At 43.8% G+C, this 13,130-nt stretch carries 8 protein-coding genes; all 8 read left to right on the top strand.

Annotation, left to right across the window (positions count from 1 at the left end; translation table 11 throughout):
* Positions 1–553: PfkB family carbohydrate kinase (locus ABZD21_RS19035; RefSeq protein ID WP_372776720.1), on the top strand; the 553-nt coding region annotated here is incomplete at its 5' end.
* A gap of 158 nt (positions 554–711) precedes the next feature.
* Positions 712–1,338, top strand: a complete 627-nt coding sequence (locus ABZD21_RS19030; RefSeq protein ID WP_372776719.1) for an RNA polymerase sigma-70 factor — start codon at positions 712–714, stop codon at positions 1,336–1,338.
* A gap of 136 nt (positions 1,339–1,474) precedes the next feature.
* On the top strand, positions 1,475–2,515 hold the full coding sequence (locus ABZD21_RS19025; protein WP_372776718.1) for a FecR family protein: 1,041 nt from the start codon (positions 1,475–1,477) through the stop codon (positions 2,513–2,515).
* 125 nt (positions 2,516–2,640) lie between these two features.
* Positions 2,641–6,117 (top strand): TonB-dependent receptor, encoded by a 3,477-nt coding sequence (locus ABZD21_RS19020; protein WP_372776717.1) that lies wholly within the window; start codon positions 2,641–2,643, stop codon positions 6,115–6,117.
* 11 nt (positions 6,118–6,128) lie between these two features.
* Complete coding sequence (locus ABZD21_RS19015) at positions 6,129–7,865, top strand: RagB/SusD family nutrient uptake outer membrane protein (protein ID WP_372776716.1); 1,737 nt, start codon at positions 6,129–6,131, stop codon at positions 7,863–7,865.
* A gap of 33 nt (positions 7,866–7,898) precedes the next feature.
* Positions 7,899–9,077, top strand: coding sequence for a DUF4960 domain-containing protein (locus ABZD21_RS19010; protein WP_372776715.1), 1,179 nt, complete (start codon positions 7,899–7,901; stop codon positions 9,075–9,077).
* An 89-nt stretch (positions 9,078–9,166) separates the two neighbouring features.
* Entirely contained in the window at positions 9,167–11,431 is a 2,265-nt protein-coding gene (locus tag ABZD21_RS19005) for a GH32 C-terminal domain-containing protein (protein ID WP_372776714.1), read from the top strand.
* A 4-nt stretch (positions 11,432–11,435) separates the two neighbouring features.
* Positions 11,436–12,995 (top strand): glycoside hydrolase family 32 protein, encoded by a 1,560-nt coding sequence (locus ABZD21_RS19000; RefSeq protein WP_372776713.1) that lies wholly within the window; start codon positions 11,436–11,438, stop codon positions 12,993–12,995.
* The last annotated feature ends 135 nt before the right edge of the window (positions 12,996–13,130 follow it).

Below are 13,130 nucleotides of genomic sequence, written 5' to 3'. Positions count from 1 at the left end.
ATATGCGGCCATTGCAGCCAGGACCAAAGCTGTTTGTTTTGGTTCGCTGGCTCAACGCGGCGAAGTATCGGGAACGACCATCCGCGACTTTGTGAGCCAGGTGCCGGACACTGCTCTGAAGATTTTTGATATCAACCTGCGCCAACAGTTTTATTCGAAGGATTTGATTGAAGCGTCGCTGAAATTGGGCAACGTTTTAAAGATAAACGACGACGAGATAAAGCTTGTTGCTCAGATGTTTGGCTTGCAGGGAGAGGATAAAGAAAACTGTGAGGAGCTGCTTCACCGCTTTAACCTGAAACTGGTGGCGCTGACTTGTGGCACCGAAGGCAGCTACCTGATCACTGCCAACGAAAGCAGCTTTTTGCCAACACCAAAAGTAAAAGTGGCCGACACGGTTGGGGCAGGCGACTCCTTCACCGCAGCGATGGTTGTCGGCCTGCTAAGCGGAAAATCACTGAAGGAGACGCACCAAATGGCGGTTAATCTTTCGGCTTTTGTTTGTACGCAACATGGGGCTATGCCGGAGTATAAAGCGGAGTTGGTTATTTAATCGTTGAGGAGTTCAAATTGAATTGTTTGTAGGCTGCGTCAGATTCGGTTCAGGCGCAGCTTTTTTATGTGTGAGTCAGGCATTTTTAAAACATCTGAGTAATTTTTTCTACTTTTAGGACAGATCATATACTTTTGAACCGAAGAAATTCCAATTATATGCCAATCTCATCCGATCATAATGTGAGTACAGATTCAGTTTTACTTGATGAGCTCAGACAAGGGAGCAGCAAGGCATTTGATCTCATTTTTCGCCGATATTACGATAATCTTTGCCGTTTTTGCTACTCATTTATTCACGACGCCGACATGGCTCAAAACCTGGTTCAAAATGTTTTTATCAAGTTGTGGGAACGACGGTTTGTCATGGGAAACGTCAGTAACCTGGGTGGGTATCTGACCGTCATGGTCAAGAATCAAATAGCAGATTACATTTCGGATTACAAGAGGCAACATGTTGATTCTCCATTCGACATAAACATTGTCGACCATTCGACCGAAGATGAAATTCAGGGAAGAGATTTTGAGGAGCAACTAACACTCTCGCTCGCTAAACTTCCACCACGATGCAAACAAGCTTTTGAGTTGAGTCGCTTCGAGAACATGAGCAACAAGGAAATTGCCCGGGAAATGAAAATTTCAGTCAAGGGAGTTGAAGCGCTTATCGGAAGATCGCTTAAGTTGTTACGGGTTGAGTTGAGCGAATTTTTGCCGTCCTCAAAGTCCTCTTCCAAAAACCCAATATTGTTCTTTTTGCGGGTTGTTCGAAAAATATTTCGTGACTAAAGTCAATTGCTATCATCTGTTGCCTAGTGACTTAGGGTGATGTGTGGTTTCGTGAAATAAAAAAAGACAAAAATAATTTCAGTTGGATGTAGGGTTTTGACGTCAATTCGGAGTCAGTAGGGCAAAACACCATAAAATGCCTACGACATCAGACCACATTTATGAAATTATTGCCCGGAAATTGACGGGAACAATTTCTGCCGACGAATCTCAGATGCTGGAAAAGTGGGTTTCTGAAAGCCATAAAAACCAGATTGAGTTTGAGGATATCCAAATTTTGTGGGAAAAAACAGGCGAATTTCAGATCCCATCCAGCATCGAACAAAATGCGGCCTTGGAACTTGTGCATAAACGTGCCGATATAAAATCACCTAAAACTTTCCGGTTACATTTACTGTATCAAGCTGCGGCAATACTGGTTCTTGCGGTTTTACTGGCAGGAACCTACAATTATTTTTTCTCTGCGGGAAGTTCTTCATCAGAATATTATGAAGAGGTCTTCGCTGCAATAGGCACTAGAACACATGTCGATCTTCCCGATGGATCGAGCGTATATCTCAACTCCGGAAGCTCGCTCCGGTTTTCTAACCAGTTCACAACTAAAGACCAAAGGCGGATCGAGTTAGAAGGCGAAGCCTATTTTGATGTTGCTAAAGACCCCGAACACCCCTTCATTGTTCAAGCCGGCCCCATTGAGATTCAGGCTTTAGGAACTGAATTTAATGTGGATGCTTACAATTTAGATCGGGCTATCAATGTCGTTCTGCTCGAAGGAAAAGTAGCTATCAGCGAGGCCAATAGGATGGATAACAAAGCACTAATGGTCTTAAAACCAAACGAAAAGGCTCGTTTCAATGTGAAGGAAAATACGATTATCAAAGAGATAACCTATGAGTTGGAGCGGTATGTCGGGTGGATTGACGGGAAGATGGTTTTTATGGATGATCCGATACAAGATGTGATGATCAAGCTCGAAAACTGGTATAATGTGGATATCCGACTTGAAGATCAAAAGCTAAATAAATATCGGTTTACCGGTACTTTCATCGATGAATCGGTGGATGAGATTCTCCACACATTCAGTCTGACCTCTCCGTTGAGTTATGAAATTACGCCTGCTCAAAAAGACAGCCAGGGAAGATATAGCAAACGAATTATAAAACTTAAAATGAATTAAATGAGCACTTAACTGACAGTATGAAAAAAAAACAGGAAGGTGTACCACCACCCTCCTGTTCGAGTAATGTCTGCTACTAACAGACATCAAAAATTGAGTTTAAAAAAATTAAACATTCCGAATTTATGAAAAAATCAAACATGAATGGAATACTTCATCGTATTCTTAGAACTAAAGTTCTGTTTATTATGAAACTAACAACTTTCTTTTTCTTTTTATCCACCTTTGCGCTATTGGCTTCCGGGACATACTCCCAGTCCAAGACATTTTCGATTGCCCGGGAGAATACGCTGATCAAGGACGTTTTAGCCGAGATTGAAGACCAGAGCGGATACTTTTTCATTTACAACAACGAATTTGTTGATGTTTACCGAAGAGTATCGATCAATGTAAAAGATCAGTCAATAACAACTTTACTTGACCAGATTTTTGCGGATCAGAATATTAAGTACACAATTAATAACCGAAAAATTATTTTATCATCTGATTCTTCGAGAGAAAAATCGGTGCAACAACAAAAGGCGGTCAGCGGGAAAGTTACCGACGAAAACGGACAGCCATTACCCGGGGTTACCGTTGTTTTAAAAGGTACAACAACCGGAACGATTACCGACTTTGATGGCAAATATACTTTGACGGATGTTCCAGCTAATGCAACGTTGATGTTCTCTTTTGTAGGAATGAGGACACAAGAAATTGAAGTAGCAGGGCAAAGCAGCATTAATGTAGAATTGGCCGAAGAATCGATAGGCTTGGAACAAGTTATTGTCACTGGTTATCAAACGCAAAAGAAAGCAGATTTAACCGGGTCGGTAGGAGTTGTTGAAGTGGACGAGATTAAAGAGATTCCAACAGGGAATGCAGTCAAGGCTCTACAGGGTCGTGTCGCCGGTGTATACATTACAACTGACGGTAATCCGGGTTCATTTGCCACAGTGCGTATTCGCGGCGGTAGTACGTTGGCCGGTGGAAGTAATGATCCGTTATACGTGATTGATGGTGTACCAACAACAGGAGGGATCGAACAACTAAACCCGAATGATATTGAGAGTATGCAGGTGTTGAAAGATGCTTCTGCAGCCAGTATTTACGGTTCACGAGCGAACAACGGGGTCATTCTTATTACAACGAAGAAAGGGAAAGCGGGCGTTACAAAGATCGAATTCAGTTCCTATTTATCTGTTCAGGAATATGCGAACAAACTGGAAGTACTGAATACAGAGGAAAGAGCTTTCGTTAACTGGCAGGCCGCCATTAATGACGGTGTTACACCAAGTTCACCGCTTTACAAATATCAATGGCATACTGACGATAACGGAAAGGCTATACTCGATAACATTCTTTACCCGGAATTTATTGATGTGGGCTCCGGACAAACAATGCGCCCTGCCGATACAAAATGGTATGATGAGATTTCACAACAATCTTTAATTCAATCGTACAATTTTACCTTATCAAATGGTAATGAACGGGGACACTCTCTATTTTCATTGAACTACTATGATCACGACGGGATCATCAAGGAAACCAATTCCAACAAAATCACGGCTCGGATTAACTCGGACTACAAAGTGCTTGGGGGTAAATTATTGATTGGCGAAAACCTGTTGGTTTCGAAAGTCGATAACGTGGAGATCCCAATGGATGTGATGTATCTTGCTTTGGTACAACAGCCCATTGTCCCTGTACATTCGGTTGATGGCGGTTGGGGTGGACCCGGCCGTGGAATGACAGACCGTCACAACCCGGTTCGTATGATTGAACAGAACAAACAAAATCACCGAAAGTCAGCGCGCATCTTCGGTAATATGTATGCTGATCTGGAAATTATAAAAGGGTTAAACCTGAGATCCAGTTTGGGTATCGACTACAACCAAAGCTATTTGAGGAAAATGGATTACAGTTATGTTTCCGGTTTCCTGAATTCAGATATCAACCGGGTGACGACTTCTCAGTCACATAACCTATCCTGGACCTGGTCGAATACGCTGAATTACAAATTTACAAAAGGCAAACACGACTTCGATATGGTCGTGGGTACCGAAGCTATAAAGTATGAAGACGAATGGTTTTACGCGATCAAGGAAGGCTTTGAGCTGGAAGACCCGGACTATATGTTTCTGGATGCAGGTACCGAGGGTGCACAAAACGGAGGCGGTGGCTCCGGCAATTCGTTGTTCTCGTATTTCGGGAAGATCAACTATGTATTTAACAACAAGTACCTCGCATCGGTTACCGTTCGTCGCGATGGATCATCCCGCTTTGGTAAAGAGAACCTCTACGGAACCTTCCCTGCATTTTCTTTAGGATGGAGACTAAGTGAAGAAAACGTTGTTAAAGACAACCTGGGATCCATTTCAAACCTGAAACTTAGAGCCGGATGGGGTATTACCGGTAACCAGTCGATCGATAATGGTGGTATTTACTCGATTTACCGTTCTGACTACGGGATTGACCCGACATGGACCTTCGATACCGGAACTGCCTATGATATTTCAGGAGCCGACACCGGAACTTTGCCGGCCGGGTTCCGCAAAATCAGCAACGGAAACCCAATCCTGAAATGGGAACAAGCCAATCAAACTAACCTGGGTATCGATTTCGGATTGTTTGACCAATCGCTTTACGGAAGTGTCGATTACTTCTTTAAAGAAACTAAAGACATCTTGCTGAAGCCTCCATATCTGGCGGCCAAAGGAGAAGGCGGCGATACTTGGGTAAACGGTGCAACGTTGGAAAATAAAGGGTTGGAATTTGTCGTGGGCTACAAAACAAAACTGACCAAAGATCTAGCGATGGATTTGACGGCCAACGTTTCGTCCTATAAGCGGAAAGTAACGTACTTGCCCGAGAATGTTTTGACCGGTTATCCCGGTGATCCCTCTACCGGTAAAAGTGTTTTAGGTCATTCAGATAATATCCATTTCGGTTACATCGCAGATGGTATCTTCCAAAATCAAGCAGAAGTAGATGAATATGCTGATCAACCGGGTAAAGGAATTGGCCGTATTCGCTACAAAGATATTGGCGGCCTGGATGCCAACGGAAACTTTGTTTATGAGCCCGACGGAAAAGTGGATGATTTGGATCGTACGTTCACCGGTGATCCAAATCCGGATTTCATCTTTGGGTTCAATGCCAGTTTCGAATACAAAGGTTTCGACCTGAACATGTTCTTCCAGGGTATTTATGGTGCTGATGTGTACAATGAGTACAAACACCTGACTGACTTTACTTCAATTTGGTCGGGAACGAATTTCGGAGACAGAACCTTGGATGCCTGGACTACTGACAACACGAGTTCAACTATCCCGATGCTATCGTTAACAGACTCAAACAATGAAAACCGAGCTTCGTCTTATTTTATTGAAAACGGTTCATACGTCAAACTGAGAAACCTACAATTGGGTTACAACTTTCCTGCGAGAATGATTCAACAACTCAGTTTATCGTCTGCAAGATTATATATACAGGGGCAGAACCTGTTCACCTTGAAAGATGGCAAAGGCGCTGACCAGTTTACTGGTGTTGATCCCGAATCACCAGGCTTTGCTTATCCGAACCCAACAAGCTTTACAATCGGTATTAATCTAACATTTTAGAGACTAAGACTATGAAAAATATACGAAAATTTCTATACGCCACTTTATTGGTTTCAACAGGATTAATTTATTCCTGCCAGGATTCTTTTTTGGATATGGCTCCCAAAAGCATCATCAGCAGCGATCTCTTGAAAACGCCAGATAATGCTGAATCGATGGTAATTGCTGCTTATGCAGAACTAGGCAACGACCACTATACAGCGCCAAACTCGTTATGGCCTTATGCCGACAATACCAGCGGCGATTCATACAAAGGAGGCGACGCTACCGGTGATATCGCCGAGTTCAATCAAATGGAATTGTTCTCGATTCTTCAACCCGATAACCCCATGCTTGACCAAAAATGGTATCGTTTGTATGTCGGAATCAGTCGGGTAAATGAGGCTCTGAGTATCATCAATGATCTTAGCGTTGACGATTATCCGCAGAAAGCGGAACGTCAGGCTGAATTACGTTTCTTGCGAGGGCATCATTATTTCGTGTTAAAGACCATGTTCAAATTTATGCCATGGATTGATGAAGAAGTTCTGACGAACGACAGTTATGCTGAGGTTTCAAACCGGGCTTTCTCCGATCAGGAATTGTGGGATAAAGTAGCTGCTGAATTTCAATTTGCTGCTGAAAATTTACCCGAAACACAAAGCGATAAAGGTCGTCCGAACAAATTTGCGGCTATGTCATACCTGGCAAAAGTAAAATTGTACCAGGCATACGAACAGGATGATCAAAACAATGTGACCACGATTAATACATCAAAACTGCAGGAAGTTGTTAGCTTGGTTGATCAGATAACCGGATCCGGTCAATATGCTTTATTCGCCGATTTTGGTTATAACTTTCTGTGGGATTATGACGAGTCGAGCACAGAATCTGTTTTTGCCATTCAGCGATCGATTGGCGACGATACGCCTAAAGGACGTTTGGACTGGGGAAATGTGTTGAATTATCCGATGAATCCTGAATATGGTTGCTGTTGGTTCCACATTCCTTCTCAAAACCTGGTGAATTCATTCAAAACCGATGCGGATGGTCTTCCTCAATTCGACACATTCAATGACGCAGATGCGAATGCAGGCTCAGATTTCTTTGATAATACATTTGATGTTCGGCTGGATCACACAGTTGCGATTCCGGGGCATCCATGGAAATACGATCCTGAATTTATCTACGAAGAATCATGGACCCGTTCACCACAGATTTATGGATACTTTTCTTCACTGAAAGAAAATCAATCTCCAGATTGTCCATGTTTCCAGAAGGTGCCGCCCTTTATGGCCAGTTCGAAAAACACCGACATTATCCGTTATGCCGATGTGTTGCTGTGGAAAGCAGAAGCGTTGATTGAACTAGGTCGCCAAGATGAAGCGCTGCCAATCATCAACGAAGTTCGTCAACGGGCTATAAATAGTAGTGGTATGCTGAAAGATGCCAGCGGGTTCCCGGTTTCAAACTACAACATGGATATTTATGTACCTGGTGATAATTGTGTTTGGACACAGGATTTTGCCCGCCAGGCTTTGCGTTGGGAACGTCGCCTTGAATTCGCCATGGAAGGAATCCGCTTTTTCGACCTCGTTCGTTGGGGAATTGCTGCCGAGTACATTAACAATTATTTCGAAGAAGAAATGACGAAGCGGGAATACCTGAAAGATGGTCGTTTTACGAAAAATAAGAATGAATATTTCCCGATTCCTCAACAGCAGATTGACTTCAGTAAAGGCTTATATGAGCGGAATCCGGGCTGGTAATAAACAGGTTGTCTAACTAAAAAAGTAAATAAAATGAGAAAATATATAGGACAAAGCTTGCTGTTCTTTTTTCTGGCAGCGATCCTACTGACTTCATGCGAAGAGGAATACAAAAGCGACTTGAAATTTGATTATGATGTAAAAATCAAAAGCTTCTCAGTAAGTGGCATTGATGGTGTTGTAAACGAAGCCAAAAAAACGGTTACGGTAACGGTTGAATCGAGCGACAACGTTGATGTAAGTGATGTGAGTCCGCAAATTGTTTTGCCCGAAGGGGCTACGATTACGCCTGAAATTACGGCTAATATGGACTTTACAGGTCCCATCGAATTCACCATCATAAATGGTAATATCTACACCAAATACACGATTATCGTCTCAGAAAAGTTCTATTTTGCCTTTTTGGGCGAACCAGCCAGTGTAAATGCGATGACTATTGAGGACGACAAGAAAGCGGCTGAATGGTTCCTTGCTCAATATGCAGACGGCGAATATGTAAGTTTCAGTCAAATCGCCGACGGAAGCGTGGACCTTAGTAAATACGATGCGGTTTGGTATCATTCTGATCAGGGAACACGCCCTTGTTGGCCTGATGCCCAAATGCTATATGGCGTTGCCGACAATCAGGCTATCGTGAGTAAATTAAGAGAGTACTACGAAAGCGGTGGTAACATTCTGCTGACGAACTTTGCCGGCTCGCTTGTTGACGAAATTGGTATTGTCAGCGAACCGAAATATGCGCCGAACAACGCCTTTGGGGATGTCGAGGCCAATCCGGATTCGCAAAACTGGGGTGACTGGGACCTTAAATGGTACGCTGATCCGGAAAGTCCGTTGGCGTCTGGCTTAAATTATAAGTCCGATGATCCTACCAAGTTTATCATGTTGCCCAATGGAGTAGCACGCCGTAACCGGACCAACCAATACAATGTTGCAGGCTGGACAGATTATGCTGTGGGTGGATCAACGATTCCGGAAAGAGTCTCGTACTTTGAAACAGTGAACAACTGTAAAGTCATGGTGACTAACTGGAACAGCGAAGAAATCAACATGGTGGTTTGGCCTAAACATGATGGCAAAGGCGCTGCAATTTTCATCGGCTCCGGAACCTACGACTGGTATGCTGAAAATGATGTTGAAAATACGGCTGGAAACCGGGAAAAGTTAACATCGAATAGTTTGACTTATTTATTTACTCAATCTAAAAATTGAGTGTAAAAAGAACGACAGGAGGTGCTAATGCAGACGCATCTTCTGTCGGTTTTTCCGTAATATGTTTTGAAAACTGATAGCTAAAAACTATGAAATTATTATCTGCTACTTTACTCGGACTGTGTTTGTTCGGACTGAGCTTTGGAACCAGAGGACAGGACTACAACGAACAGTATCGTCCTCAGTTTCACTTCTCTCCTGTTAGTGGCTGGATTGGCGATCCCGACGGAACGATAAAATTCAACAATTTGTACCATCTTTTTTGGTGGGGACACGCTGTTTCCGAAGATTTGGTGTATTGGACTGAATATCCCTGGCCCATGCTTGGTGGATCTTCCACATGGGATTACTATACCGGGTCGGTCGTTGTGGACACCGCCAATACGGCTGGTTTTGGTGCTGTTGACGACACCGTAGCTGTTGCCGTTTATACCATGCACAACAAAACAACAAATATCGAGACGCAGGGTATTTCCAGCAGTACAGATACTGATTTCGACTATTTCAACTATTACACCGGCAACCCGGTAATTCCTTCAAGCTCTAACGACTTCAGAGATCCTTCAGTATTCTGGGATACTCAACTCAATCGTTGGGCAATGGCCATTACCCGACCCGGAGAGCATAAAATCGAAATTTATAGTTCGCCTAACCTGAAGAACTGGACTAAGCAATCGACCTTTGGCCCTTTGGGGGCGCGAGCCAACGCATGGGAAGTGCCCGATCTGTTTCAGCTTCCTCTGGATGGTGATTCGAACAATAAAAAATGGGTGATGATCTGTGGTATGGGCCCGAACAGAGGGCAGTACTGGGTCGGCGATTTCAACGGAACCACCTTCACTCCGGATGCAACAACTCTGGCTTACTTAAAAAACGGTACTGGAATTTCCGGTGAAGTATTTGCCGACTTTGAAGGCACTGGCTATGGTGTCTGGACCGCTACCGGAACAGCTTTCGGCACTGGCCCCGCAAACGGAACTTTGTCAGGCCAAATGGACGTCTCTGGGTATTTGGGCGACTACCTGGTGAATTCATTTAACGGCGGCGATGCAACAACCGGGAAACTAACTTCACCGAGTTTCACCATAACGAAAAAATTTATCAATTTTTTGATTTCCGGCGGAAACCATTCGGGCCTCACCTGCATGAATCTGATTGTAGACGGCGCAACCGTTAAGACGGTTACCGGAGACAACTCCGAACAGCTGAAATGGTCGGGTTGGGATGTCAGTGATCACATCGGCAAAACGGCGACACTCGAAATTGTAGATAATTTCACTGGTGCATGGGGGCACATTAATATCGACCACATCATGTTCTCCGATATTCTGACAGATCAACGCTATGAACATGCCAACTGGATTGACTACGGACCGGATTTCTACGCAGCGAGAACTTACCGGAACTATGATGCCGATGACAACCGAACTGTTTGGTTGGGTTGGATGAATAACTGGGAATATGCCAATAGCATACCCACATCGTGGGGTGGGAGTACCGGAGAATCAATTCCGCGGGAGATTGAACTGATCAGTACAGAACAAGGCTATAAAATTCGCCAACAACCGATTCCGGAACTGCAAAAGCTCAGAAAAAACGAAGTCAATTTCTCTAATAAAGCGGTCGATGGTACTGTCAATCTCACTGAATTCACACCCGCGAAAAACACCTACGAAATTGAAGCGAGCTTCGAAATTACTCCCGGTAGTAATCAACGAATAGGCTTCAACCTTTGTACTTACGGGACGCAAAAACTGGTTGTTGGTTTTGATGAGAAATCTTCCAACGTATTTGTAGATCGAAGAACCTGCGGCTATGTCACCTTTGATGCTGACTTTCCAAAGATTGTTTCGGCGCCTGTTAAGCTGACATCAAATGAGATCAAGTTCCACATTTTTGTTGATCAGCTTTCGGCTGAAGTATTTGTCAATGACGGGGATGTTGTATTGACTACCCTAATCTTCCCCAATCCGAATTTTCAAAAGGGAATTCAAGTATTTGCAGAGCGTTCGCCAACGACAGTGAAAACTTTTTCTGCCTGGGAATTGAAGTCGATTTGGGATTCAAGCCCGTCAACCGGACTCTTTGACCGTAAAAGCAACATGAATGATCAATTGAAACTTTATCCCAATCCTGCAACAGATAAAATAATATTTGAGTTGAGTGCTGAGAAGTCCAAAAACACAACCATAAAAATCATCAATTTGCAGGGGCAGGAAGTTAGGGCTTTAAATGAGAGCATCTCCGGGAATAACTGTTCAATAGATATCAGCAATCTAAACCGTGGATACTATGTGTTAAAGGTTTCTTCCGATTTCGAACAATTTTGCCAACCCTTTTTAAAAGTAAATTAACGACATGAATAAAATCTTTTTTTACCTGTTAACCATGGCATTAATAGCCGTGGCATGTACTCGGATCGATAAAAACGAAGCAACAGATGCGAATGAACCATATCGTCCACAGGTTCATTTTACACCCGACAGCATGTGGATGAACGATCCCAACGGAATGGTTTATTACGATGGAGAGTATCATCTTTTCTATCAGTATTTTCCGGATAGCACCATTTGGGGTCCTATGCACTGGGGGCATGCCATCAGCACCGATTTGGTGCATTGGGAACGGATGCCGACAGCTCTTTATCCGGATTCGTTGGGATGGATTTTCTCGGGAAGCGCTGTTGCAGATGTTAACAACACTTCAGGTCTGGGCACCGCCGAAAACCCGCCATTGGTTGCGATTTACACTTATCATAACCGTTCGCTTGAGGACTCGGGAGTGGATACCTTCGAGTACCAAGGCTTAGCATACAGTATTGACAAAGGGCGTAGTTGGACAAAGTATGAATACAACCCAATCCTTCCTAATCCGGGGATTCGTGATTTCCGCGATCCGAAAGTGATTTGGCACGAAGAAAGCAGCCGCTGGATTATGATCCTGGCTGCCCAGGATCGGGTTCATCTCTATTCCTCGGCTGATCTGCTCGAGTGGGAATATGAAAGCGACTTTGGCCAAAACATAGGCGCTCATGGAGGTGTGTGGGAATGTCCCGATTTGTTTCCGATGCCGGCCGGCGATACCACGAAATGGGTTATGCTAGTCAGCATCAACCCGGGAGGACCAAACGGCGGTTCGGCCACCCAATATTTCGTGGGCGATTTTGACGGCCATGCGTTTACTTCGGAAGGAATAAAAACCAAATGGGTCGATTACGGCAAAGATAACTATGCAGGGGTAAGCTGGTCGAACGTTCCTGAAGAAGACGGTCGACGACTGTTTATCGGCTGGATGAACAATTGGCAGTATGCCGATCAAATTCCGACAGGCAAATGGCGCGGAGCAATGACTGTGGCCCGGGAGCTGGAGCTGGTAGAAGTTTATAACAATTACCTCTTGGTTTCTAAACCAGTAGAGGAGCTCCAATCGATACGTGGCAGAGAGGAACAGCTAAAACCGGAAAACGTTTCGGGTGAAATGGAAATTAAAAAGACATTTGAGTTTCCTATCGAAATCAGGCTCCATTTTGATACTAAAAATTCTACATCAGTAAATTTTGCAGAACGTTTCGGTATCGCTTTGTCCAATGCTTCAAATGAAAAACTACTGATTGGCTACGACAACCTGAACAAACTATTTTTTATCGACCGATCTGCTGCCGGTTGGGAAAGCCCGAACAAAGAGTTTGGCGGGGTACATTTCGCGCCATACATCAATAATGATCCGATACTTGACATGCACCTTATTATTGACAGGTCGTCAGTTGAATTGTTTGCCAAAGGCGGTCTTGTTTCGATGACTGAACAGTTTTTTGCAAGCCAGCCTTTCTCCTCTGTAAGTCTGTTTGCTGAGCATGGCGAAGTTACTCTCAGCGAAGGACGTGTGTGGGAGTTGGGCAGCATTTGGCAAATTAAATAAAATTGAAAAACGAAAAAAAGCTAATACGCGAATTTTATGAAACAGAATCAACCAACCGGTGCAGGTTATTTATACTGGACCACTTTTGTAGCCATTAACGGCGGCCTGCTTTTCGGATTGAATATGGCTGGGATT

The sequence above is a fragment of the Mangrovibacterium sp. genome (genome assembly GCF_041596335.1).
GTDB lineage: Bacteria > Bacteroidota > Bacteroidia > Bacteroidales > Prolixibacteraceae > Mangrovibacterium.
The sequence above is the reverse complement of the archived record's forward strand: the minus strand, read 5'-3'. Positions and strand labels throughout refer to the sequence as shown.

What these genes read in the sequence shown, in the direction of transcription:
- ABZD21_RS19030 (WP_372776719.1), top strand. Translation starts at nt 712, where the DNA reads ATGCCAATCTCATCCGATCATAATGTGAGTACAGATTCAGTTTTACTT.
- ABZD21_RS19025 (WP_372776718.1), top strand. Translation starts at nt 1,475, where the DNA reads ATGCCTACGACATCAGACCACATTTATGAAATTATTGCCCGGAAATTG.
- ABZD21_RS19020 (WP_372776717.1), top strand. Translation starts at nt 2,641, where the DNA reads ATGAAAAAATCAAACATGAATGGAATACTTCATCGTATTCTTAGAACT.
- ABZD21_RS19015 (WP_372776716.1), top strand. Translation starts at nt 6,129, where the DNA reads ATGAAAAATATACGAAAATTTCTATACGCCACTTTATTGGTTTCAACA.
- ABZD21_RS19010 (WP_372776715.1), top strand. Translation starts at nt 7,899, where the DNA reads ATGAGAAAATATATAGGACAAAGCTTGCTGTTCTTTTTTCTGGCAGCG.
- ABZD21_RS19005 (WP_372776714.1), top strand. Translation starts at nt 9,167, where the DNA reads ATGAAATTATTATCTGCTACTTTACTCGGACTGTGTTTGTTCGGACTG.
- ABZD21_RS19000 (WP_372776713.1), top strand. Translation starts at nt 11,436, where the DNA reads ATGAATAAAATCTTTTTTTACCTGTTAACCATGGCATTAATAGCCGTG.